Source organism: Gluconobacter cerevisiae, assembly GCF_015244675.1.
Classification (GTDB): Bacteria; Pseudomonadota; Alphaproteobacteria; order Acetobacterales; family Acetobacteraceae; genus Gluconobacter; species Gluconobacter cerevisiae.
The window spans coordinates 17,995-42,512 of record NZ_JABCQO010000007.1; the positions used below are offsets into that span (position 1 = coordinate 17,995).

At 61.0% G+C, this 24,518-nt stretch carries 21 protein-coding genes and 1 tRNA gene; 16 read left to right on the top strand and 6 right to left on the bottom strand.

What is annotated here, in order from left to right; genetic code table 11:
- Nucleotides 1–184: 184 nt before the first annotated feature.
- Together HKD21_RS09225 and sucB are read right to left on the bottom strand one after the other, a co-directional pair.
- Complete coding sequence (locus tag HKD21_RS09225; RefSeq protein ID WP_194255420.1) at nt 185–1,195, bottom strand: L,D-transpeptidase; 1,011 nt, start codon at nt 1,193–1,195, stop codon at nt 185–187.
- A 114-nt stretch (nt 1,196–1,309) separates the two neighbouring features.
- Nucleotides 1,310–2,422, bottom strand: coding sequence for a dihydrolipoyllysine-residue succinyltransferase (gene sucB / locus HKD21_RS09230; RefSeq protein WP_194255421.1), 1,113 nt, complete (start codon nt 2,420–2,422; stop codon nt 1,310–1,312).
- A gap of 167 nt (nt 2,423–2,589) precedes the next feature.
- On the opposite strand from sucB, the gene HKD21_RS09235 reads away from it, so the two are divergent.
- The 3 genes from HKD21_RS09235 to rho all read left to right on the top strand — a co-directional run bounded on the left by HKD21_RS09235 (nt 2,590) and on the right by rho (nt 6,361).
- Complete coding sequence (locus HKD21_RS09235) at nt 2,590–3,237, top strand: gluconate 2-dehydrogenase subunit 3 family protein (protein ID WP_194255422.1); 648 nt, start codon at nt 2,590–2,592, stop codon at nt 3,235–3,237.
- A gap of 14 nt (nt 3,238–3,251) precedes the next feature.
- Nucleotides 3,252–4,781: a GMC family oxidoreductase gene (locus tag HKD21_RS09240; protein ID WP_194255514.1), complete on the top strand. Its 1,530-nt coding sequence runs from the start codon at nt 3,252–3,254 to the stop codon at nt 4,779–4,781.
- Between the two features lie 281 nt (nt 4,782–5,062).
- Nucleotides 5,063–6,361 (top strand): transcription termination factor Rho, encoded by a 1,299-nt coding sequence (gene rho, locus HKD21_RS09245; protein ID WP_194255423.1) that lies wholly within the window; start codon nt 5,063–5,065, stop codon nt 6,359–6,361.
- A 92-nt stretch (nt 6,362–6,453) separates the two neighbouring features.
- Here rho and HKD21_RS09250 read toward each other — a convergent pair whose 3' ends face one another.
- On the bottom strand, nt 6,454–6,900 hold the full coding sequence (locus HKD21_RS09250; protein WP_194255424.1) for a methylated-DNA--[protein]-cysteine S-methyltransferase: 447 nt from the start codon (nt 6,898–6,900) through the stop codon (nt 6,454–6,456).
- 461 nt (nt 6,901–7,361) lie between these two features.
- On the opposite strand from HKD21_RS09250, the gene HKD21_RS09255 reads away from it, so the two are divergent.
- The 7 genes from HKD21_RS09255 to HKD21_RS09285 all read left to right on the top strand — a co-directional run bounded on the left by HKD21_RS09255 (nt 7,362) and on the right by HKD21_RS09285 (nt 16,656).
- A complete protein-coding gene (locus HKD21_RS09255) occupies nt 7,362–9,635 on the top strand; it encodes a PQQ-dependent dehydrogenase, methanol/ethanol family (RefSeq protein ID WP_194255425.1) in 2,274 nt (757 codons plus the stop codon).
- Nucleotides 9,636–9,669: 34 nt separating this feature from the next.
- Complete coding sequence (locus tag HKD21_RS09260; protein ID WP_194255426.1) at nt 9,670–11,106, top strand: cytochrome c; 1,437 nt, start codon at nt 9,670–9,672, stop codon at nt 11,104–11,106.
- 132 nt (nt 11,107–11,238) lie between these two features.
- The gene (mnmE, locus tag HKD21_RS09265; RefSeq protein ID WP_194255427.1) at nt 11,239–12,543 is read left to right on the top strand and encodes a tRNA uridine-5-carboxymethylaminomethyl(34) synthesis GTPase MnmE; all 1,305 of its coding nucleotides are present in this window, start codon (nt 11,239–11,241) and stop codon (nt 12,541–12,543) included.
- Nucleotides 12,544–12,546: 3 nt separating this feature from the next.
- Nucleotides 12,547–14,403 carry a tRNA uridine-5-carboxymethylaminomethyl(34) synthesis enzyme MnmG gene (mnmG, locus tag HKD21_RS09270; RefSeq protein WP_194255428.1) on the top strand — a complete coding sequence of 619 codons (1,857 nt, stop codon included), beginning with the start codon at nt 12,547–12,549 and terminating at the stop codon, nt 14,401–14,403.
- Nucleotides 14,400–14,981 carry a 16S rRNA (guanine(527)-N(7))-methyltransferase RsmG gene (gene rsmG / locus HKD21_RS09275; RefSeq protein WP_194255429.1) on the top strand — a complete coding sequence of 194 codons (582 nt, stop codon included), beginning with the start codon at nt 14,400–14,402 and terminating at the stop codon, nt 14,979–14,981. The genes mnmG and rsmG overlap by 4 nt, the downstream gene beginning before the upstream one ends.
- Nucleotides 14,971–15,774 (top strand): AAA family ATPase, encoded by an 804-nt coding sequence (locus HKD21_RS09280; protein ID WP_194255430.1) that lies wholly within the window; start codon nt 14,971–14,973, stop codon nt 15,772–15,774. Before rsmG ends, HKD21_RS09280 begins: the two co-directional genes overlap by 11 nt.
- Before the next feature lie 6 nt (nt 15,775–15,780).
- Entirely contained in the window at nt 15,781–16,656 is an 876-nt protein-coding gene (locus tag HKD21_RS09285) for a ParB/RepB/Spo0J family partition protein (protein WP_194255431.1), read from the top strand.
- Here the strand turns inward: HKD21_RS09285 and HKD21_RS14495 are convergent.
- Nucleotides 16,643–16,774, bottom strand: a complete 132-nt coding sequence (locus HKD21_RS14495) for a hypothetical protein (RefSeq protein WP_265588983.1) — start codon at nt 16,772–16,774, stop codon at nt 16,643–16,645. The two genes, HKD21_RS09285 and HKD21_RS14495, sit on opposite strands and share 14 nt — an antisense overlap.
- Here HKD21_RS14495 and HKD21_RS09290 point away from each other — a divergent pair.
- A tRNA-Lys gene (locus HKD21_RS09290) sits at nt 16,775–16,850 on the top strand. It abuts the gene before it with no gap.
- A 110-nt stretch (nt 16,851–16,960) separates the two neighbouring features.
- Here HKD21_RS09290 and HKD21_RS09295 read toward each other — a convergent pair.
- Nucleotides 16,961–17,647, bottom strand: coding sequence for a histidine phosphatase family protein (locus tag HKD21_RS09295; protein ID WP_194255432.1), 687 nt, complete (start codon nt 17,645–17,647; stop codon nt 16,961–16,963).
- The gene (locus HKD21_RS09300; protein ID WP_194255433.1) at nt 17,644–19,692 is read right to left on the bottom strand and encodes a hypothetical protein; all 2,049 of its coding nucleotides are present in this window, start codon (nt 19,690–19,692) and stop codon (nt 17,644–17,646) included. The genes HKD21_RS09295 and HKD21_RS09300 overlap by 4 nt, the downstream gene beginning before the upstream one ends.
- A 196-nt stretch (nt 19,693–19,888) precedes the next feature.
- Between HKD21_RS09300 and rfbB the strand changes: the two genes are divergently transcribed.
- From rfbB to HKD21_RS09325, 5 genes are all read left to right on the top strand, one after another.
- A complete protein-coding gene (gene rfbB, locus HKD21_RS09305; protein ID WP_194255434.1) occupies nt 19,889–20,944 on the top strand; it encodes a dTDP-glucose 4,6-dehydratase in 1,056 nt (351 codons plus the stop codon).
- 20 nt (nt 20,945–20,964) lie between these two features.
- A complete protein-coding gene (gene rfbA, locus HKD21_RS09310; RefSeq protein WP_174694242.1) occupies nt 20,965–21,831 on the top strand; it encodes a glucose-1-phosphate thymidylyltransferase RfbA in 867 nt (288 codons plus the stop codon).
- An 81-nt stretch (nt 21,832–21,912) separates the two neighbouring features.
- A complete protein-coding gene (gene rfbC, locus HKD21_RS09315; protein ID WP_194255435.1) occupies nt 21,913–22,476 on the top strand; it encodes a dTDP-4-dehydrorhamnose 3,5-epimerase in 564 nt (187 codons plus the stop codon).
- Between the two features lie 8 nt (nt 22,477–22,484).
- Nucleotides 22,485–23,375, top strand: a complete 891-nt coding sequence (rfbD, locus tag HKD21_RS09320) for a dTDP-4-dehydrorhamnose reductase (protein ID WP_194255436.1) — start codon at nt 22,485–22,487, stop codon at nt 23,373–23,375.
- Nucleotides 23,376–23,486: 111 nt separating this feature from the next.
- Nucleotides 23,487–24,437, top strand: a complete 951-nt coding sequence (locus HKD21_RS09325) for a glycosyltransferase (RefSeq protein ID WP_194255437.1) — start codon at nt 23,487–23,489, stop codon at nt 24,435–24,437.
- The last annotated feature ends 81 nt before the right edge of the window (nt 24,438–24,518 follow it).

The following is a 24,518-nucleotide window of genomic DNA, read 5'->3' on the forward strand; positions in this document are numbered from 1 at the left end:
CACCCGGAAAGCAGGATATGGTTACGCATCTTGAACATCATGGGGAGTGGGCTCCAGTGATTGGCGCGCACTCCATACGGAAGGCTTCAGATCAGGAAAACTGCTTTACCGTTCCTGAAATAAAACATTCACACGTTTTACTTCAAATTTTCATACTTATTTTGAAATATTTCTTATTCTATATTTACGGCAACGGTCTTTTATCTGCAATAGGGTCAATTTTCGGCTCGGTCAGTGGTCCTGAATCCACCACAACCACCAGATCTCCCGCAATCGGCGTGGGCTGACGATCTTTCGGAAGCAGCGCCTGAAAGCGCGGATCGTAGCTCGCCGCCTGTTCATAGAGAGCATCAATCAGCCCGTAATGATCCATGAACTTGTTCATGGTCGCCGGAATACGAATGCATCCTTCCGAAGCCGGGTGACCCAGACGCCATTCCAGAAACTGCGGGTCCGTCGCATGGATCTCCAGCCGGATCTGCCCGGTTTCGTGACGTGGCAGCCACCCCTTCATCGCCGTCTGCCATCCCATGTCCCACACGCGCGATCCCTTGGCGCCGATACCACGGATTCCGTTCTTGTTCTTCGTCCCTTCCGCCCGATACCCCAGACGATCCGCCGTGTTCTGAAAAACACCAATCGGCGTAATGTAATAATATTTGCGTCCCGTCGTCCCGGTTGAAACCGGCGTCCCGCCAAGAGACTCCCACGGCACATCCGGCAATGCCAGAACGTAATCCAGATGCTGGATCTGCTCGTTGCGATCCACAACCATAATGAGCTGCGGTCGCGAAATCGGCATATTCGCCTGCGTCACCTGCTCTTTCGCCAGCGTCAGGAACGCCCGGCGGCGCTCGGGCGTGTAGGTGCTGAACCCCTTGATAGTGTGCTTCATCAGAACGGCCAGACGGGACGCCTCTTCCTGCGCAGTCTCATCGGAAACAACCGGCAAATCCGGAATATCCAGAGGCGGCGGTGCCAGATCAGGACGTGGCGGCGTATCGGTCGGCGGATTACTGGCTGGCGGCGGGACCGACACTCCCAGAGACGGCGTCGTATCCGGCTGAGGGCCCGACAGTTCCGGCCCCGCGCCATCCGGCCGCGCGCAGGCCGCCAGCGGTGACAATCCCACGACCATCGTGGTGGACGCACATAACAGAACTGCAAACCGCGTCAGTCTGGAAACATCACGCATCTTCAGGGCACCATCCTCGGGTTCGGAACAACAGACAGAACGCGAGGGAACAGGAACCTGTCCGGCGTTCGGCATGACTGGAACGTCTTCAACGCACCAGCCACGCAAAAGACATCACAGATCCAGAAGCAGACGCCTCGGATCTTCCACAAGCTGCTTGATCCGGACGAGGAAGCTTACAGCTTCCCGCCCGTCCACGATCCGGTGATCGTAAGACAGCGCAACATACATCATCGGCCGGATCACAATCTGCCCGTCCCGCACGACCGGCCGGTCCTGAATGGCATGCATCCCCAGAATGCCAGACTGCGGCGTATTCAGGATCGGCGTGGAGAGCAGAGATCCGAAAATCCCGCCATTCGTGATGGAGAACGTCCCATGCGACAGTTCCTCCAGCTTCAGCCCGCCTGTCCGCGCCCGCTTGCCGTAATCGGCGATCCGACGCTCCAGCTCGGCAAAGCTCATCTGATCGGCATCATGCAGCACCGGCACCACAAGCCCACGCTCTGTACCCACCGCAATGCCCAGATTGACGAAATCGCGATAAACGATTTCATCGCCTTCGATCTGCGCATTGATCGCCGGATAATCCTTCAGCGCGCCCACCACGGCCCGCGCGAAAAAGGACATGAAGCCCAGACGCGCACCGTCATGCTTTTTCTCGAACTCGTCCTTGTATTCCGCCCGCAGCGCCTTGGCAGCGGACATGTCGATCTCGTTGAACGTCGTGAGAATGGCCGCCGTATTCTGCGCTGCCTTCAGATTCCGCGCGATCGTCTGACGCAGACGACTCATGGGAACCCGACGCTCCCGTGCTTCATGTGAGGACAGCTTGGGGGCCGGTGGAACGGAGACAGGCTTCGGCGCTTCAGAAGCAGGAGACGTGACTCGCGCAGATGATGCAACAGGCGCTGCGACAGGTTCCGGAGCCGCTGTCTTGGGAGCCGGAGCAGGTTCAGCCGCAGCAGCTTGAGGCACAGCCGGTGCCTCCGCCGTCTCGTCCACAGCCCCGAGCAGGCCGCCGATCTCGACTTCCGTCCCCACTGCCACACAGTCTTCCAGACGCCCGGCGGAAGGCGCGGTCACTTCAACGCTGACCTTGTCCGTCTCCAGCTCCACGATGGTCTCGTCATGCTGCACATAGTCGCCGGAGTTTTTAAGCCACCGCGCGACAGTCGCAGTCGTCAGGCTTTCTCCAAGCGCCGGAACCCTGATTTCGACCGTCATGCTGCTTCCCTGTCTTGCGTCCCGCCGCGAAGCGGGGAAATGTCTGTGCCGTACCCCGGCACTCTGTCCGGAAAAGTTAAGAATGCAGGATACTGCATCTTCGTTCCCAGCGGGAGGCGGAACCATCCCCATCGCCGGACTTTGAAACCAAAACGCAGGAGGCCGCAATGTCCCACCCGCCCGACCGTCCTGAAATTCTGGACTCCGACCATCTTTCCACCCGCACCCGCGAGATCCTGACATCGCGGCTTTCGGTCTCCACCACACAGCCGCGCACCTTGTCCCTTCGGGCCTATGCCGTCCTCGACGCGCTGCTGCCCGTCCTGCTCCCGCTGGACGAAATCCTGCCTCCCGGCACCGACATCTCCATGACAGCACGGATCGACGCCGCGCTCTCCGGCCCGCGTGACGGCTGGCGTTTCGCGGACCTCCCACCAGATGCCGAAGCCTGGGAATCCGCCCTCCTGACGCTCGACGATGCTGCCACCGAACAGCACGGACTCGCCTTCATTCATCTGGCACCGGACCTGCGTGGCTCCCTTCTCGACGCCGTCATGGACGGACAGGTCGGCCTCGACCGTGCAGGACGCCTCACGGCATCCCAGATGAAACGCTGGTCCGGAGACCTGCGTGGCGAGGTCGTGGACTGCATCATGAGTGACCCGCGCATCCAGCAGGCACTCGGCATTTCCTCCAGTCTCACCGGCGGCGACACCGTCTTTCAGGGCTTCACAAACGTCGGCCCCGACAGCCGCGAAGACTTCGAGCCCAAAGCCACCGCCTCCCTTCTCCAGATGACAGACTCCAGCGAATGAGCAGCAGCACCCTCATGAAGACATTCGCCGAAACGGACATCGTCGATACCCTCATCATCGGCAGTGGTGCCGGTGGCGCGCCGCTGGCCGCAGAACTCGCCCGCAACGGCAAAAGCGTCGTGGTTCTGGAAGCTGGGCCCGCTTTCCCCGCCACGGGACACACGCCCGACGAAGTCGCCGCCCGTGAACTGTACTGGCTGCATGAACGCCTTTCCGCTGGCACAAACCCGCAGGCTTTCGGCGGCAACAACAGCGGCACCGGCCTCGGCGGCTCTTTGCTGCACTACGGCGCCTTCATGCCCCGCATGGATGCCCGCGACTTCCACCTGCACACCGAAACCGGCAAAGGCGTGGACTGGCCTTTCGGTCTAAACGAACTGCTCCCCTATATCGAGCGCGTGGAATCCTTCATCGGCGTCTCCGGCCCCGCCCATTACCCGTGGGACCCTGAGCGCCGCTATGCCTATGCACCCCCGCCCGCCAATTCCGCCGCACTCAAGATGCGCGAAGGCTGTGACGCCCTCGGCCTGCGCCACGCAGACGGCCCCGCCGCCCTCATCACCCGCGATATCGAACAGCCGCATTTCGGCACCCGCCATGCCTGTGCCAACTGCGGGGCCTGCCATCAGGGCTGCCGCAACGGCGCCAAGTCAGGCACGGACAACACATGGCTCCCCATGGCCGTCGCCTATGGCGCGGAACTCCGCCCCGGCTGCTTCGCCCATACGATCGAACGCGACAGTTCAGGCCGCGTGACCGGCGTGGTCTATCGCCAGAACGGCGTCGAACACCGCCAGAAATGCGCGACCCTCGTCCTCGCCGCCGGTGCCGTCGAAACCCCGCGCCTGCTCCTGACCAACGGCCTCGCCAACAGCTCCGGCCAGGTCGGCCAGAACTACATGACCCATGTCTCCACACAGGTCTGGGGCGAGTTCGACGAAGATATCCGCCCCAATCGTGGCTATCCGTCCCTCACCATCACCGAAGACATGATGCGCCCCAAAGACGCGGATTTCGTCGGCGGCTACCTCGTGCAGTCACTGGGCATGATGCCCGCAACATGGAGCCAGAACCTCGCCCGCAGTACCACAACACGCGGTCCAGCCTTCGCCCGCGCGCTGGCCGGATACAACCGCTCCGCCGGTATGGGCATCAACGGCGAATGTCTTCCCCGGCCCGAAAACCGTGTCACGCTTTCGAACGAAAAAGATGCTTTCGGCATCCCCAAACCGCTGATCGAACATTCTTACGGCCCAAATGAATGGGCCATGCACCACCACGCCGCCCGTCTGCTGACGCAGATGTGGGAAGCCGTCGGCGCAAAGGATATCCGCGTCATCGACCGCGCCGCCCATATGATCGGCACCTGCCGTATGGGCACGGACGCCGACAGCAATGTCGTCAATCCGGTCGGCCGCAGTTTCGATATCGACAATCTGTGGATCTCCGACCACTCGATCTTCCCCAGCGCCGCCGCCGCCAACCCGGCTCTGGCCATCATGGCGCTCTCCCTGCGCACCGCGGAGGCCATGCTGAAGACCTGACCCGCAGGAAACTGACATAGATCAAAGTGATCCGGAGCATGCTCAGCAGTCTTGACACTGCTTCGCGCGCTCCGGTAAGCGAAGGACGACTTTATCGGTGACGTCCTGTCACCCGGTCTCCCTTTCCTTACGGATGCTTCCTGCTTCCATCGTCCTGCGAAATCCTTACAGATCACCGCCTGACACAAGCAGTCCCCGTCCAGTGGCCCCGCCTTCTGTACGGTCGCGCATCCCTCCCCCTATCAGGTCTGCCACTACCGGCACATCAAGGCGCGTCTTTCATGCATCTTGCCGAACTCAAGAAAAAATCCCCAGCCGACCTTCTGGATTATGCAGAGGAACTGGAGATCGAGAACGTCTCGTCCATGCGCAAGCAGGACATCATGTTCGCCATTCTCAAGACCCTTGCCGAGCGCGATCAGGCGATCTACGGCGAAGGCACGCTCGAAATCCTGCCGGACGGCTTCGGTTTCCTGCGCAGCCCGGAAGCCAATTACCTTCCCGGCCCCGACGACATCTACATCTCCCCCACCCAGGTCCGCCGCTTCGGCCTGCGCCCGGGTGACACGGTTGAAGGCCAGATCCGCGCCCCGCGCGACGGCGAGCGCTATTTCGCGCTGCTGAAGGTCAACACCATCAATTTCGAGGCCCCGGAAACCGTCCGGACCCGCATCAACTTCGACAACCTCACGCCGCTCTACCCCGAGCGTCGCCTGAAGATGGAAGTCGAACAGTCCGAACCCGCACCCACGGAAAACCACCGTAGCAAGGGCAAGAAAGACCAGCGCGACTACACTCCGCGCGTGATCGATCTGGTGACACCGATCGGCATGGGCCAGCGCGCCCTGATTGTCGCCCCGCCCCGCACCGGCAAGACCGTGATGCTCCAGAGCATCGCAGCCTCCATCTCCGCCAACCACCCCGAAGTGTTCCTGATCGTCCTGCTGATCGACGAACGCCCGGAAGAAGTGACGGACATGGCACGCTCGGTTCGCGGCGAAGTCGTTTCCTCCACCTTCGACGAACCGGCAACCCGCCACGTCCAGGTAACGGAAATGGTGCTGGAAAAGGCCAAGCGCCTCGTCGAGCACAAGCGCGACGTGGTCATCCTTCTGGACTCCATCACCCGCCTCGCCCGCGCCTACAACACCGTCGTCCCCTCCTCGGGCAAGGTGCTGACCGGCGGTGTGGACGCCAACGCCCTGCAGCGCCCCAAACGCTTCTTCGGCGCCGCGCGTAACATTGAAGAAGGCGGCTCGCTCACGATCATCGCAACGGCCCTGATCGACACGGGCTCGCGCATGGACGAAGTGATCTTCGAAGAGTTCAAGGGCACCGGCAACGCCGAACTCATCCTCGACCGCAAGCTGGCCGACAAGCGCACCTTCCCCGCCATCGACATCACCAAGTCGGGCACGCGTAAGGAAGAACTGCTGGTCGATCGCGCCGAACTATCCAAGATGTGGGTCCTGCGCCGCATCCTCGCCCCGATGGGCACGATGGACGCCATGGACTTCCTGCTGGACAAGCTGAAATACAGCAAATCCAATCAGGACTTCTTCGACGCCATGAACAACTGATCCCGGATCAGCATGGTCGACATGGAAAAGGGGAGCTCCGGCTCCCCTTTTTTGTTGTCCAGTCTATTCGGAATATCGAAAGAGGCCGTTCGTTACAGCACACCTTCCAGATGCAGCATGGCATGCTTGTCCGCGATGCCTCCCAGCCCCGAATATCCGCCCAGCCCTGCACGCCCGACAACACGGTGGCAGGGGATCAGGATCGGAATCGGATTCGCCCCGACCGCCCCGCCCACAGACCGGGGAGATCCCCCGACCTCGGCCGCAATGTCTGCGTAAGTCCGCGTCTTGCCATAGGGAATCCGACGCAGCGCGTCCCAGACCTTCTGGCGATACGGAGTCCCGTAAGGGCGATAGGGCAGCGTGTCGAAATCGACCGATTCCCCGTCAAAATAGCGCTCCAGAAGGTCGCGGGCTTTCAGAAGGAGTGGAGTCTCCTCCTGATCGCGCCCCCAACCCCAGTCCAGAGCGACGATCTGGCCCTCATCTTCACTGATGGTAAGGGCCCCGAAAGGTGAGTGGCAGGATAGCTGTGGCATGAACGACACGGTGCCCGAGCCGCTCAAAACCGTCAATCCGGCAGTATTGCCATTATGCTGAGACTTTTAAGCTATGCAATTTAAGCATATTGGAGAACTCCGATATGCATAATAAACATACAGGACTGCATCTGTAGGCTTTCAGCAATATTCTGTAATGTGTTGGAAAACTGCCCTTTTTTGTATCAGAAACGAGACAGGAAGTTTTCCGAAACGCCTGTGTAATTATCCAGTGAGCCACATCGCAGCCTGTTTTGCAGCTTTCCCCTCCCTCCCTCACGGAAACGTCAGAAGCCGTGTTTGTCTTAAGCAATAAAATAGGGTCAGTAAGTTCTCATGCTAACGGTGTCTGGTACTGATCGTTGGGTTGAGAGGGCGGGAATGTTTCCTGCACCTTTCAAGACTACAGAGGTCCAGAATATCGCAGTGGAAACAGTCTTTACAAAAAGGACAGTTGGATCATGACTTCTGGTCTACTGACGCCGATCAAGGTTACGAAAAAGCGCCTTCTCAGCTGCGCTGCCGTATTGGCGCTCTCAGCAGCTGTACCTGTCGCTTTTGCGCAGGAAGATACGGGCGCAGCAATTACAAGCGCCGACAGCGGTGGCAATGCCGGAAACTGGATGTCCTACGGACGGACCTATTCCGAGCAGCGTTTCAGCCCGCTCGACCAGATCAACAAGGACAATGTCGGCAAGCTGAAGCTCGCCTGGCACTATGATCTGGATACGAACCGCGGTCAGGAAGGCACTCCCTTGATCGTTAATGGCGTCATGTACGCCACGACCAACTGGAGCAAGATGAAGGCGCTGGATGCAGCGACCGGCAAGCTCCTGTGGGCCTACGATCCCAAGGTTCCGGGCAACATCGCCGATCGCGGCTGCTGTGACTCCGTCAACCGCGGCGCTGCCTACTGGAACGGCAAAGTCTATTTCGGCACGTTCGACGGACGCCTGATCGCCCTCGACGCCAAGACCGGCAAGCTGGTCTGGAGCGTTTACACGATCCCCAAGGAAGCCCAGCTCGGCCACCAGCGCTCCTATACGGTTGACGGCGCACCGCGCATCGCCAAGGGCCGCGTCATCATCGGCAACGGCGGCGCCGAATTTGGTGCCCGTGGCTTCGTGACGGCCTACGACGCCGAAACCGGCAAGGTGGACTGGCGCTTCTTCACGGTTCCAAACCCCGACAACAAGCCCGACGGCGCAGCCTCCGACGACGTCCTGATGTCCAAGGCCTATCCGACCTGGGGCAAGGGCGGAGCCTGGAAGCAGCAGGGCGGCGGCGGTACCGTCTGGGATTCGCTCGTTTATGACCCCGTGACGGACCTCGTCTATCTCGGCGTCGGCAACGGCTCGCCCTGGAACTACAAGTTCCGCTCCGAAGGCAAGGGTAACAACCTCTTCCTCGGCAGCATCGTCGCGATCAACCCGGATACCGGCAAATACGTCTGGCATTTCCAGGAAACGCCGATGGACCAGTGGGATTACACCTCGGTCCAGCAGATCATGACGCTCGACATGCCGGTCAACGGCGAAATGCGCCATGTGATCGTCCATGCCCCGAAGAACGGCTTCTTCTACATCATCGATGCGAAGACCGGAAAATTCATCTCCGGCAAGCCCTACACCTACGAAAACTGGGCAACAGGTCTGGACCCCGTCACCGGCCGTCCGAACTATGTGCCTGACGCCCTGTGGACCCTGACCGGCAAGCCCTGGTACGGCATTCCGGGCGATCTGGGTGGCCACAACTTCGCCTCCATGGCCTACAGCCCCCAGACGAAGCTGGTCTATATCCCCGCACAGCAGGTTCCGTTCGTCTACGATCCGCAGAAGGGTGGCTTCAAAGCCCACCACGACAGCTGGAATCTCGGGCTGGACATGAACAAGATCGGCCTGATTGACGATTCCGATCCGCAGCACAAAGCCGACAAGGCCCAGTTCCTGAAGGACCTGAAGGGCTGGCTCCTGGCCTGGGATCCGGTAAAGCAGCAGGCAGCCTTCACGGTTGACCATAAGGGTCCGTGGAACGGCGGTCTGCTCGCAACGGGTGGCGGCCTTCTCTTCCAGGGTCTCGCAACCGGTGATTTCCATGCCTATGACGCGACGAACGGCAAGGATCTCTTCAGCTTCCCGGCACAGAGCGCCATCATCGCGCCTCCTGTGACCTACACCGCCAACGGCAAGCAGTATGTTGCAGTTGAAGTGGGCTGGGGTGGCATCTATCCGTTCTTCCTCGGTGGCGTGGCCCGGACATCCGGCTGGACCGTCAACCACTCCCGCGTGATCGCTTTCTCGCTGGATGGCACGGACAAGCTCCCGCCGAAGAACGAACTTGGCTTCCTGCCGGTCAAACCGCCAGTGAAGTGGGATGAAGCCCGTACGAAGAACGGCTATTTCCAGTTCCAGACGTATTGCGCTGCCTGCCACGGCGACAACGGCATCTCGGGTGGCGTTCTGCCTGACCTGCGGTGGTCCGGTGCAATCCGCGGAGATGAGAAGTTCTACAAGCTCGTCGCCAAGGGCGCTCTGACCGCCTACGGCATGGATCGCTTCGACACGTCCATGTCTGCGGCCGAGATTGAAGACATCCGCAACTACCTCGTGAAGCGGTCCAACGAGTCCTATGAGGACGAAGTGAAAGCCCGCGACAACAAGCAGGGCGTCCCCAACGACCAGTTCCTCAACGTACCCCAGGGTCCGGTTGAGCCTGCAACGGCGGACCATCCGTAACGGGCAACCGTTACGGTAAAAGGAGGCACGTGACATGCTCAATGCATCAATTCGCGACAGGCTGGTATCTGAGATGAAACAGGGATGGAAATTCGCGGCCGCTATCGGCCTCATGGCGGTGTCGTTCGGCGCCGCCCATGCCCAGGACGCTGATGAAGCGCTGATGAAGCGTGGCGAATATGTCGCCCGCCTGTCAGACTGCATCGCCTGCCATACGGCTCTGCACGGACAGCCCTACGCGGGCGGTCTGGAAATCAAGAGCCCGATCGGCACGATCTATTCGACCAACATCACGCCAGACCCGGAACACGGGATCGGCAACTACACCCTTGAGGACTTCACGAAGGCCATCCGCAAGGGCATCCGCAAGGATGGTGCAACGCTTTACCCGGCGATGCCCTATCCCGAATTCGCGCGTCTGTCCGACGAAGATATCCGTTCGATGTATGCGTATTTCATGCATGGCGTGAAGCCCGTTGCCGTTGCCAACAAAGCACCGGACATCAGCTGGCCACTCTCCATGCGCTGGCCGCTGGCAGTCTGGCGCGCCATGTTCGTTCCGAGCATGACGCCGGGCGAAGACAAGAGCATCAGCAACCCCGAAGTCGCCCGTGGTGAATACCTCGTCGATGGCCCGGGCCATTGCGGCGAATGTCATACGCCCCGCGGTTTCGCCATGCAGCTCAAGGCTTACGGAACGAGCGGCGGAAACGTCTATCTGTCCGGCGGTGCACCGATCGACAACTGGATTGCTCCGAGCCTGCGCAGCAACAGCGACACGGGTCTGGGTCGCTGGTCTGAAGATGACATCGTCACCTTCCTCAAGAGCGGCCGTATCGACCACTCCGCCGTCTTCGGTGGCATGGCCGACGTGGTGGCCTACAGCACGCAGCATTGGACAGACGACGATCTGCGCGCCACAGCGAAGTACCTCAAGAGCATGCCGGCCGTTCCGGAAGGCAATAACCTCGGCCAGGATGACGGTCAGACGACCGCCCTGCTGGACAAGGGTGCGCAGGGCAATGCCGGTGCGGAAGTCTATCTGCACAACTGCGCCATCTGCCACATGAACGATGGTTCGGGCGTCAACCGCATGTTCCCGCCGCTGGCTGGCAACCCGGTCGTCATCACTGATGATCCGACATCGCTCGCCAATGTCGTGGCCTTCGGCGGCATCCTGCCTCCGACCAACACGGCACCTTCCGCTGTCGCGATGCCCGGCTTCAAGGAGCACCTCTCCGACCAGCAGATGGCGGATGTCGTGAACTTCATGCGCAAGGGCTGGGGCAACAAGGCACCGGGAACCGTGTCCGCTGCCGACATCCAGAAGCTGCGCACGACCGGAGCACCGGTTTCCACAGCTGGTTGGAACGTCTCCAGCCGCGGATGGATGGCCTACATGCCGCAGCCTTACGGCGAAGGCTGGACCTTCTCTCCCCAGACCCACACGGGCGTGGACAACGCACAGTAAGCGTTTCCCACTCTCTGAAAGTCTGAACAAAAGGGCGGATCGGAAACGATCCGCCCTTTTTTCATGCCCGCACGCCGCTCATTGCAGCCTAGCCATTTTCACCACAGGGCCTCCTGCACTACATAGAACCTCATGATGCGCTCCTCCCTCCCGGACCACACCCCGCAGGTCATTTTCGCACTGGCAACCGGCCCCTCCCGCGCCGCCATCGCGATCATGCGCGCCAGCGGCCCCGGCAGCGATACAATCCTGCGCGTCCTCTGTAACGGACATCTCCCCGAACCCCGCCGCGCCAGCCTGCGCACCCTGCGCCATAACGGAGACGTGCTCGACCATGCCGTCGCCCTCTGGCTCCCCGGCCCGAATTCCTACACCGGGGAAGACGGGCTCGAACTTCACCTCCATGCCGGTCCCGCCATCATCGCCCGCGTCGCCGATGCCCTGACCGATCTCGGAGCACGCCCCGCCGAACCCGGCGAATTCACCCGCCGCGCCGTCCAGAAAGGGCGGCTGGACCTGCTTCAGGCCGAAGCCATCGCGGACCTCGTGGACGCCGAAACCGAAAGCCAGCGCAAACAGGCCCTGCGTCAGGCTGATGGCGCCCTGAGCCGCCTGTACGACAACTGGGCACAACGCCTGCGCCTCGTCCTCGCCCATCAGGAAGCCCTGATTGATTTCCCGGACGAAGACCTACCTCAGGACGTGGAAGACGGACTGGTCGAAGAACTCTCAAAGCTCCAGACCGAAATGTCTGCCCATCTACAGGACAATCGCGGCGAACTCCTGCGTCAGGGCCTCACCGTCGTGATAGCAGGAGCGCCGAATGTCGGAAAATCCAGTCTTCTCAATGCGTTATCCGGAACAGATGCCGCGATCGTCACGCATCGTGCAGGCACGACCCGCGATGCCATCGCACTGGACTGGATTCTGGACGGCGCCCGCCTGCGCCTGATCGACACGGCGGGTCTGCGGGAGACGGAAGACGAAATCGAAGCCGAAGGCATTCGCCGCGCATTGTTTCACGTGAAACAGGCAGATGTCGTGCTGCATCTGATCGGCCCGGGTGAGAGCCTTGAGTCTCTCTCCGGACAGGAAATTCCCATCCGGACGAAAATCGACATCGCACCAGCCCCATCCGGCATGTTAGGGATCAGCACGCAGTCCGGCGAAGGACTTGATGCGCTGCGTCAGGTTCTGTCCGAACGGGTGTCCGAACTCATGGCCGGTTCAGCGGCGCCTCCTCTGACCCGCGCCAGACACCGCGCCGGAATCCAGGAGGCCGCAACCCATCTGGACCGCGCCCGGACCGCGACATGGCCGGAACTCCGGGGCGAGGAACTCCGGCTGTCCATGCTGGCTCTGGGGCGTCTGACCGGACGTGTTGATGTTGAATCCCTGCTCGATGCAATTTTCGGGCAGTTCTGTATCGGGAAGTAGGTTGTGAGCGATTTCGACGTCATCGTGATCGGCGGGGGTCATGCCGGATGTGAAGCTGCAGCGGCATCGGCCCGTTTCGGCGCGCGCACGCTGCTGCTCACCCATCGGCTTGAAACGATCGGCGCCATGTCCTGCAACCCGGCCATCGGCGGGATCGGCAAGGGCCACCTCGTGCGCGAAATCGACGCGCTCGACGGCCTGATGGGCAAAGCCGCAGATCGCGCAGGCATCCACTTCAAACTGCTCAACCGCTCCAAAGGACCGGCCGTTCACGGCCCCCGCGCACAGGCCGACCGCTCGCTCTATCGCGCCGCCATTCAGGATCTGCTGGCCGCAACACCCAACCTGACAATCCGCGAAGGCGCTGCCGGAGACCTGATCGAAGAGAACGGCCACATCACTGGCGTCATCTGCGAAGACGGCCGCGAGTTCCGTTGCGGTGCCGTCGTGCTGACCGCCGGAACCTTCCTGCGCGGCGTCATCCACGTCGGCCACACCCAGACAGACGCCGGACGCATCGGCGAAGCTCCGGCAAAGCGTCTGGGCGAACGGCTCTATGCGCTCGGCCTCCAGATGGGCCGCCTCAAGACCGGCACACCGCCGCGTCTGGCCAAGGACAGCATCGACTGGGAAAACCTCCCGGCCGATCCGGGCGATGCCGAGCCCGAGGCCTTCAGCCCCATGACGACGGCCATCACCAACCCGCAGGTCGTCTGCCGCATCACCCAGACCACCGCCGAAACCCACAGGATCATCAACGAGAACCTGCACCGCTCGGCCATGTATGGCGGCGCCATCGCCGGTCGCGGCCCACGCTACTGCCCGTCCATCGAAGATAAGGTCGTCCGCTTCGCCGATCGCAGCTCGCATCAGGTCTTTCTCGAACCCGAAGCCCTGCCCGGCAATCCGGGCGGCGATCTGGTCTATCCCAACGGCATTAGCACCAGCCTGCCCGCCGACGTACAGGCCGCCCTGATCGCCACCATGCCCGGTCTGGAAAATGCCCGCATCGTCACCGCAGGCTATGCCGTCGAATATGATTACGTGGACCCGCGCGAGCTTCTGCCTTCCCTGCAACTGCGTCGCCTGCCGGGCCTGTACCTTGCCGGACAGATCAACGGCACGACCGGCTATGAAGAAGCCGGCGCACAGGGCCTCCTCGCAGGCCTGAACGCCGCCCGCGCCACAGCTGGAAACGAGGCCCTCACGCTGGATCGCAGTGACGCCTATCTCGGCGTCATGATCGACGACCTGACGCTGCACGGCATCAGCGAACCCTATCGCATGTTTACGTCCCGCGCCGAGTATCGTCTCACCCTGCGCGCCGATAACGCCGACCTGCGCCTGACGCCCAAAGGCATCGCCGCAGGCTGCGTTCTGCCCGAACGCGAAGCCGCTTTCACCGCCCAGAAAACCGAACTCGACGCCGCCATGGCCCGCGCATCCGAGACGACCTTCCTGCCGCAGGCGCTCCGCGACGTCGGTTTTGAAGTCTCTCTGGATGGCCGCCGACGTACGGTTCTGGACGTCCTCGCCAGCAACGGCGACCACACGATTCTGAACGCTCTGGCTCCGTGGTTCGCCGAACTTCCGCTGCGTGTGCGTCGTCATGTCGAGACGGAAGCCCGCTATGGCGGCTATCTTCACCGGCAGGATCGTGAAATTCGACAGCTTGCATCGGAAAGTGCCATCGCCCTTCCGGCCGATCTGGATTACACTGCCATCGGTGGCCTGAGCAGCGAAATGCGCGAGCGTTTTTCCCAGGCCCGCCCGACCAGTTTCGCAGCAGCACAGCGCGTGCGCGGGGTCACTCCTGCCGCGCTAGTCGCCCTGCTGGCCCATGTAAGGACCCCATCATGACCACCGTTTCACGTGAAACACACGAAAGGCTGGAGCGCTTCGCCGACCTGCTCGTGCAGTGGAACGCAAAAATCAATCTCGTCAGCCCGCGGGACATCGCCCAGCTCTGGCCCCGCCATATCGAGGACAGCCTCCAACTCGCCGAGCTGATCCCCGAAGGTGCCAGCATTACAGATCTGGGTTCTGGCGGCGGTTTTCCCGGCATCATTCTGGCCATCGCCACGGGCAACCCGGTCACGCTGATCGAATCGGACCAGCGCAAATGCGCCTTCCTGCGGGAAGCCGGACGCATCTGCGACACGAAGGTCACAGTCATCGCCAAGCGTATCGAAGCCGCCAGCCCCCCTCCTGCCGACATCATCACGGCCCGGGCGCTGGCCCCCCTCAACAGGCTCCTGGACTGGGCGCGGCCATTGCTGAAAGAAGACGGGTTCTGCCTGTTTCTGAAAGGTCAGAAGGCGCAGGCCGAGTTGACCGAGGCAAGCGCCGACTGGCACATGAGCCACACCATTGTTCCCAGCCGCACCGACCCCGGCGGAGCCATCATCAAGGTCAGTGATTTCAAGCGTGTCGTCTAAAACCGAATCCCCCACCACCCGAATCATTGCCGTCACCAACCAGAAGGGAGGCGTCGGCAAGACCACCACCACCATCAATCTGGCCGCAGGTCTGGCCCGTCAGGGGCAACGCGTCCTGCTCGTGGATCTGGACCCGCAGGGTAACGCCTCCACCGGTCTGGGCATCGATTATGACCAGCGCAACACCGGCACTTACGCCGCGCTGATGGTGGAAGCCGAACCCCACGCCCTGCCCCAGCCGACCGCGTTCGAGAATCTCTCGATCATCACGGCCAACAACGAACTGGCTGGCGCAGAACTTGAAATGATCGGGGATGAACGCCGCGAATACCGCCTGCGCGACGCCCTGCATGCCCTGCAAGGCGATTACGACACGATCCTGATCGACTGCCCGCCAAGCCTCGGTCTGCTGACGCTCAACGCACTGGTGGCGTCCGACAGCGTGATCGTGCCGCTACAATGCGAGTTCTTTGCGCTCGAAGGCATCAGCCAGCTCGTCCGCACCATCGACCGCGTCCGCCGCGCCTTCAACGCCGACCTGCATCTCGAAGGCATCATCCTGACGATGTACGACCGGCGCAACAACCTGTCCGAACTCGTGGCGCAGGATGCGCGCGGCTTCTTTGGCGATCAGGTGTTCGAGACGATCATTCCGCGTAACATCCGCATTTCCGAAGCCCAGAGCCATGGCTCTCCGGTGCTGGATTACGACGCCCGCTCCACAGGCGCCATCGCCTATCTGGCACTGGCGGACGAGCTGATCAAACGCAACAAGAACAAGACAAAGGCGTAACCGGCGATGGCCAAAAAGGACAGTTCTCCGCGTCTTGGTCGCGGCCTCGCAGCCCTTCTGGGCGATCAGGCGCCGCAACTGGCCCGCGCCACACGCGCAAACGCCCAGCCGCAGCAGCATTCGTCCCTGCCCGTGGATGTTCTGGCCCCAAGCCCCTTCCAGCCGCGACAGGACATGAACCCCGAGCGCCTGTCCGAACTGGCCGACTCCATCCGCTCACGCGGCGTGCTGCAACCCCTGCTCGTCCGCCCCGATCCGGAAAAACCGGGTCATTACCAGATCATCGCCGGTGAACGCCGCTGGCGCGCCTCACAGCTCGCAGGCCTGCACAGCGTTCCCGTCCATATCCGCGAACTGGACGACACGGACGCGATGGCCGCTGCCTTGGTCGAGAACCTCCAGCGTGCGGATCTCAACCCGATCGAAGAAGCCGAAGGCCTGCAACGCCTCGTCATGGACTATACCCTGACGCAGGAAGAACTGGCCGGTGCCGTCGGCAAGTCCCGCCCGCACATCACCAACACCATGCGCCTGCTGAACCTGCCGCCGGAAGTCCGCGCGTATGTCCGCAACGGCGACCTCACAGCCGGTCACGCCCGCGCCCTGCTCACCCATCCCGACCCGGTCGCTGCCGCCAAGCTCGTTATCGCCCGCGGCCTGAACGTCCGTCAGACAGAAGCCCTCACCAGCGGCAAAGAGACCACCACCCCGGCCAAAAAGGCGCGGGACGCGGAAATCCTCCAGATCGAAAACGACCTCTCCTCCCGCCTCGGCCTGAAAGTCCATATTTCCTATAACGGCAAAAAAGGCGGCTCCCTGAAGATCGACTACACATCTCTGGAGCAGTTCGAAAGCGTCATGCGCCTCCTCAACCGGAAATAAGATACTGAAAAACAAGGTTTTTCTTCTTTTCCAGTTCAGGCAGAAAGAAAAGAAGAAAAACCTCTTGCAGCCTTCCACCAAATCCCGCTATAAGCCGCTCCACCGGTAGACGGGCCATGGGCACATAGCTCAGTTGGTAGAGCAGCTGACTCTTAATCAGCGGGTCCAAGGTTCGAGCCCTTGTGTGCCCACCATGCCCGTCTCCGGTTATTTCCCAAAAATTTCGTACTGAATTTCCAAAGCCCGCCAAGGGTCTTTTCGTGCTTTTCGGCAGCCCCGGAAATCCAGAGACTGCCGCGCAAGTTCAGCCCCGGAAATCCGGCAATTCGTTAACCGTCACGACACGCCACAGACAGTCGATACGCTCTAGAATGGTAATGGACAGGTTCTGGATCGAAAACCGCAGGGCCGTATCGGGATGAACGCCCAGCGCATGCGCCAGCGCCGCGCGGATGGCCCCCCCATGACTGACGACAACCATGTCTTCGCCTTCATGGGCATTCGCCAGATCGTCAAGCCCATGCGCCACACGCGCACAGACATCCAGCATGCTCTCCCCGCCCGGCGGCAGTTCACACGCGGAAATGGACCAGAACGGATTAGGCGGCAGACGCAACAGAGACATGAACTCCGTGTGCGGCGTTCCATGCCATTCCCCGATCGACTGCTCGATAAAGCGACCATCAATCGTCACATTCTGCGAAAATGCTCCCGCCTTACGGATCTCGCTTGCAGTGTCACGCGCGCGCTGGAGCGGCGAACTATACCACAATGCCTCGGTCGGCAGACGCCGCGCCAGCGTGGCATAACCACCCTGCTGGCTTGCCATTGCTTCCCGGCACAGCGGCACATCAAGCGCCCCATACATCGTCTTGCGCGCACTGGCTTCCACGACCGCATGGCGGATCAGCCAGAACCGGGTGACGCCCTTCGGCAGTTCTGGCGTATCAAGAAAATGCCCGTGCGGGACCGCTTTATCTGTCTGGGTCATGCTAATGGGGCGTAACGGGGGACGGGGTTCGCGTCCAGCAGAACATCCCAGTGCTTCAGGATCAGTTCCAGTTTTCCAAGCACCCGGCGCGCATCCGTACATTCACGCTGCAACCGGCGCTCTTCGTCCAGCCCTTCATGCGACGGCTCTCCCGAAACCAGCCGCGCGCCCGCACACAAACGCAGCGCACCCGCTGGCCCCTCCAGCATCGGATGCGGCACCGGCACGGGCTGCCCGAGCACACAGAGCAGACTGCCCTCCCCGTCTGCCACCCAGGGCGACAGATCCGCATTCAGCCAGCGATGCAGCCGTCGCGCATCTTCCAGCGCAAGAGGCTGGCCAAGAGCATGTGGGTCCTGCACCAAAAACGACAGGATGGTCGGAACCGCATCCCAACGCCCGTCATCGAAAGGTGTGCCCATGGGCAGCATGGTCAGCACAGGACGGGCGCGCACCATAGCAACGGCCTCCGTCATGAACCGGGTCAGACGACCGCGAATAACCGGATCGGGCAGTGCAAACAGCGCATCCATTTCGGCCAGCGCCGCATACCAGCGCAGGGCCAGCCCGATATTATGACCGTCATTGAGCGCCGAAACATCCGCACCTTCCGGCCACTCATCGCGGTTGCCATAGGCCCGCAATCCCTTCGGAAGCGACAGGGACGGCAGACGATTACGAATTTCGGGAGGGAGAAGAATGGCCCCGCAGAAAGGTGGGCCAGTAAAGAACTTGGAGCCGGTCACCATGACGATGATCCCCCGCTCCACCCAGTCCGCCACCCGCGACGGACTTAACCGCGCCTGACAGACATCGATAACGACGCTGAGCTGATCGCCCAGCTCGGTACACAATTCCCAGACAAGATCCATGTCAGGTGCCGCAAGCCCGGTCTTGGACTGATCCAGCCGATGCAGCAGCACATGACGCCCCTCAGCCGCTTCGCGTCGCACAAGGGCCGCACATTGCGCGTTGATCTCCGCAACGGGCCGCGCCGTGCCATCAGCCGCACGGATATCGACACCAATCAGCCGCGTTTCCGACGAAAACCCTTCAATCACCTCGCCCTTGCCCACCAGCGTAGAGCAGGCACTGTCCGTCGCGAAATGTCGTCCACAAGCCGCCAGCGGCACGCCACTACCCGTTTCATCGGGGGCCAGAAGAATGGACGTCACCGGACGCTCCGTTCCCGCCGCCACAAGCGCCAGAACCGCCAGTTCGCAATCCGTCCCGGATGCGGACAGCAGAACCGCATCTTCTGACAGACCATAATGCGCACCAATCAATGCACGGGCCCGGCGCACAACACCTTCCTGCACCACATCCGGGTCCTGCTTGGCCAGCAGCGCACTCATCATGGCGCGTCGGGCGGATTCTGCCCCACCAAAACCACGCGCAGACAACGAAGACGCCGTCGATGACCCGAAAGTGATCGCCCAGGGACGGGGACGATGGGAGCTGGAATAACGGTTCAGCCCGGTATGCGGATCAACAGCCAGCCGGGAATCTCCGCCGCCGCTCATCAGGCTCTCGGCCGGTGCCAGAACGTGCCACAACCGGGTCAGAACCCCTTGCAGACGCTCGGCCTCAGGCTGCGTAAAAGGCGGCAGATCCGGCAGAAACGCACTCAGTGTCTCCCAGCTCTGCAACAGGGAAGACACTTCCGGCACACCGTCGCTGAAAACCGCAAGCCAAGACGGAAGCGGCGCGACATCCCCCGTATCGAGCGCATGAAACAGCGCCGCCACACGCGCTGCCGCAAAACTGGCCAGAAACGGATTGGCGCCGGGCTCCAGCAACCGCATGAGTTCAATGGCATGGCGCAGGAAGGTCGGCGCAAGACGCGGCGCTTCAAGACATAATCCACCCAGCTTGAGCGTCGCCGTGGACAGGCAGAAAGGCTGCCCCGGCACCAGTTCTCCCTCAATCCGGAACGGAAGCGGCAGTGACACGTCCAGGATCGGAACCAGTCCGTCCGCAATCACCCGCAGATCGGGCCGCTCCAGAACATCCGTCAGGGAGCGTGTCAAAGTATCAGCCAGCATGCCTGCCTCTCCTGCCTCCGCACGACAGTGGGATTAGACCATCAGCCCTGCCAGCGCGAGAGGCGAAAGCCGTCTTCAAAATCATACATATGATGTTACAGAGAATGTCGCAGCGTTATTTGCGCTGTTCCAACAACACTGTAAGATAAAATTACTCTGCAGGGGTTCAGACCCTGATTTTAACCAAGAGGTTCAAATGCGGATTTTGCTGACAGGCGGTTGCGGCTTCATAGGATCGGCCGTTATACGCCATCTGATCCGGAACACGGACCACTCGGTCCTGAATGTTGACTGCATGACTTATGCAGCCTCGGAAGACACCGTCAGCGAAGTCGCAGACGATCCCCGCTACTCCCACGCCCGTGCAAATATTGTGAACGGCGTGGAAATGCAGCGCCTGTTCGAGGAATACCGCCCCGACGCCGTGATGCATCTCGCGGCCGAAAGCCATGTGGACCGCTCCATCGACGGCCCCGGGATTTTCATCCAGACGAACGTCGTCGGCACCTACTCCCTGCTCGAAGCCGCCCGCAAATACTGGAACACGCTGGGAGACGCCGAAAAGAAGGCCTTCCGCTTCCACCATATTTCCACAGACGAAGTCTTCGGCCATCTGGAGCCGAACGATCCCCCGTTCACGGAAACCACACCTTACGATCCCCGCAGCCCGTATTCGGCCTCCAAGGCGTCGTCCGACCATTTGGTCCGCGCCTGGTTCCACACCTACGGCCTGCCAACCTTCGTCACCAACACCACCAACAATTACGGCATCTGGCATTTCCCGGAAAAGCTGATCCCGCTGGTCACGATCAATGCGATCGAAGGCCGCGACCTTCCGGTTTATGGCAAGGGCGAGAACGTCCGCGACTGGCTGTTCGTCGAAGACCACGCCGAAGCTTTGGTCAAGGCGGTCGAAACCGGCAAACCGGGCGAAACCTATGCCATCGGTGCCCGCCAGCCCCGCACCAATCTTGAAGTCGTCAAGAAGATCTGCGCCGTCCTCGATGAGCTTCAGCCCGATCCGGCTGGCCCGCGCGAGCGTCTGATCCGCTTCGTCACCGACCGCCCCGGCCATGATTTCCGCTACGAGATCGATCCGTCCCACGCCGAGAAGGAACTCGACTGGAAAGCGACGCACGATTTCGAAAGCGGCATCCGCAAGACGGTTCAGTGGTATCTCGACAACCGCGCCTGGTGGGAAGGAATCCGCTCCAAGCGCTATACAGGCCAGAGACTGGGAGCCAGCAAATGAGCACCATCGAGACCAAACCCATGAAGGGCATCATCCTTGCCGGCGGTTCGGGCACACGCCTGTATCCGATGACGATGGCATCCTCCAAGCAGTTGCTGCCGGTCTATGACAAGCCGATGATCTACTATCCCCTTTCCACGCTGATGCTGGCGGGAATCCGGGACATCATGATCATCACCACGCCGCATGACATGCCGCAGTTCCAGCGCCTGCTGGGCGATGGTTCACAGTTCGGCGTCACCTTCGAATACCGCGTCCAGCCCACGCCGGACGGTCTGGCACAGGCGTTTCTGATCGCCGAAGACTGGATTCAGGGTTCACCCTGCGCACTTGCGCTGGGCGACAACCTGATTTTCTCCGAACATCTCGGCGTCCTGCTGCGTGCGGCCTCCAACCGCCCTGAAGGTGCCACCGTCTTCGCCTATCAGGTCCGCGATCCGGAGCGTTACGGCGTGGTCTCCTTCGACGAAAGCGGCATCGCTCTCAAGGTCGAGGAAAAGCCGACCCACCCCGAATCCCACTGGGCCATCACGGGTCTTTATTTCTACGATCACCGCGTCGTGGATTTCGCCAAGAAGGTGAAGCCAAGCCCGCGTGGCGAACTGGAAATCACTGACCTCAACCGCATGTATCTCGAAGAAGGCACCCTTCAGGTGGACCGTCTGGGTCGCGGCTGTGCATGGCTCGACGCCGGTATGCCTGACAGCCTGATGCAGGCCGGAACCTTCGTGCAGACCATCCAGTCCCGTCAGGGTATGCTGGTCGGCTCTCCTGCCGAAGTTGCCTTCCGTAACAAGTTCATCAACGCCGACCAGCTTCGTGATCATGCAAAGAAGATGGGCAAAACCGAACTCGGCCGCCTGCTTCTGGAACTGGCTGACAGCTGATTTTGTTTCTACGGTTCCGGTCTGCTGAAATACGCAGCCGGAACCATTTTTTATAAGAAATTTTTACGGCAGGATTTCAGCATGAAGGTCGAACGTCTTTCCATTCCAGAGGTCATTCTCGTTACGCCTCCCCGTTTTGGTGACAATCGCGGCTTCTTCTCCGAAACATATAATGTGGATCGCATGAACGACGCCGGCATCGCCCTGCCCTTCGTTCAGGACAATCAGAGCCTGTCACGCCAGAAAGGCGTCGTCCGCGGCCTGCACTGCCAGCTGGCTCCCCACGCACAGGGCAAGCTGGTGCGCGTCACGCGCGGTGCGATCTGGGACGTGGCTGTCGACGCCCGCACAGGCTCGCCAACCTATGGCAAATGGGTCGGTGCTGAACTGTCTGCTGAAAACTGGTCGCAGCTCTGGGTTCCGCCCGGCTTCCTGCACGGCTTCGTCACGCTCGAAGAAAATACCGAAGTCCAGTACAAATGCACCGCGCTCTACAGCAAGGTCTCCGAACGCGCGGTTATCTGGAACTGCCCGGAACTGAAGATCGACTGGCCCGTTTCCGAAGCTGATGCCGTCCTGTCCGAGAAGGATCTGGTCGCACCCCATTTCTCGGAATCCAAAGACTGGTTCCAGTACGAAAAGTGAGCATGCCCATGTCAGGCACAGGTCCCATTCTTGTCACGGGCGGCAACGGTCAGCTTGCAACCTCCCTCCAGAATCTTGGAGATGAGCGCATCATCCGGGTTGGGCGGCCGGAGTTCGATTTCGACCATCCGGAAACGATCGCGGCTATCGTTGAAAAATACAATCCGTCGGTCGTCGTGAACGCGGCAGCCTGGACGGCCGTCGATCTGGCCGAAACGGAAAAGGACGGAGCCGAACGCGCAAACAATTCCGGCCCGGCAGCGCTTGCTGCGGCCTGCGCCAAAGCAGATATCCCGTTCATTCATGTCTCAACGGACTATGTCTTCTCCGGTGACAAGGGCACGCCCTACACTGAAGACGACGCTACCTCTCCTGAGACCGTCTATGGCAGCACCAAGGCCGAAGGCGAACAGGCTGTCCTGAGTGCCAACATCAAGAGCATCATCCTGCGCACGTCATGGGTCTATTCCGCCCATGGCAAAAACTTCGTGCGCACCATGATCAATGCGGGTGCCAAAAACCCCGTGCTCAAGGTCGTGGGAGACCAGAGCGGCAACCCGACCAGTTCGGACGATCTGGCAGAAGCCATTCTTGCCATCATCACTCTGATCGAACGCGATGGCTGGAAGCCGCAATATCGAGGCATTTTCCACGCCAGCGGCACCGGCGAAACCACGTGGCACGGCCTCGCCGTCGCCGCTCTGGAAGAAGCCGCGAAACATGGTCAGACCATGCCGCAGGTCAACGCCATCCGCACCGAGGACTGGCCCACTCCTGCCAAACGTCCGCAAGACTCCCGAATGGATAATTCAAAGCTCCATCGCGTTTTCGGCGTAAAGATGCCAGACTGGCGCCACAGCGTGACGCGTACTGTTCACAAGCTGTTTTCTGAAGCCTGACCGGCTGTTGCCCTCTCCCGGCGGGAGGGCAACCGACTGTCTCTCTCCTTGGCGTTGCGTTTGAATGATTCCCTTTCTCCATCTTTCGGCCTTAAGCCCGGGTGCCGAAACATGACACAGAAAAGGACCGAACCTACCCGTCAGGTCGCCATTCTCCTGTCACTGTATAATGGAGAAGCCTATCTGGATGCGCAGCTTGCGAGCATCCTGGCCCAGACCCACCCGGACTGGACACTATACTGGCGAGATGACGCTTCCACTGACTCTTCGAGAAACCGGATGCAGGCTTTTGCCGAAGGCCCCGGACAGGGAAGATGCATCGAGATCACCAGTCGTCACGAACGTCTCGGCGTCGCCGGTTCCTACGCTCATCTGCTCGATACGGTCCCAGTCACGCCGTATATCGCTTTCGCCGATCAGGATGATATCTGGGAACCCCAGAAACTCGAATGGGCCGTGGATACCGCAGAAGAGGCCGCCCGCCGATACTTGGGCGAAATACCGCTTCTGTATTGCGCCCGACAGTATCTGACGAATGCGAACCTCGTCATTTTCCAGAAATCTTCAACCCTGCGGCGCAAACCCGATTTCCCGGCCTCCCTGACGCAGAACATCGCAACCGGCCATACGGTTCTGCTCAATGCGGCGACACACACCCTGTTGCGGAACAACCCACCACCGCCATCAATCCTGCATGACTGGTGGGCCTATCTCCTGACAACGGCAGCCGGTGGAGAAGTCATATTCGACAACCGCTGCGTCAGCTATTATCGGCAACACGCCCATAATACGGTCGGCGCCACAGGCTCGTTCATCAGACGCGCCTGGGCAGCCTGCCGCCGTGGCCCACGGGCGTTCATGACGATCTTCCACTCCAACGTGACACATCTTCTGAGCCAGCCGGAAAACCTGTCGCCCCCAGCCCTGCGTCTGCTGAAGACCATCGCCGCTGCCCGGACATTCCCCGCCCGGCTCCGTATCCTTTTCAGATACTCGTCCCTCCGACGACAGCGCTTCTCCGAAACTGTAGTTTTCCGGCTCTGGTTCCTGTTCTCACGTTAGATGTCTATTTCCGAAATTTAATAGCGAGTATCTTCGCTTGAAGGGCATGCGGCCTGCTTCCAAAATAACAGGCATATTGAA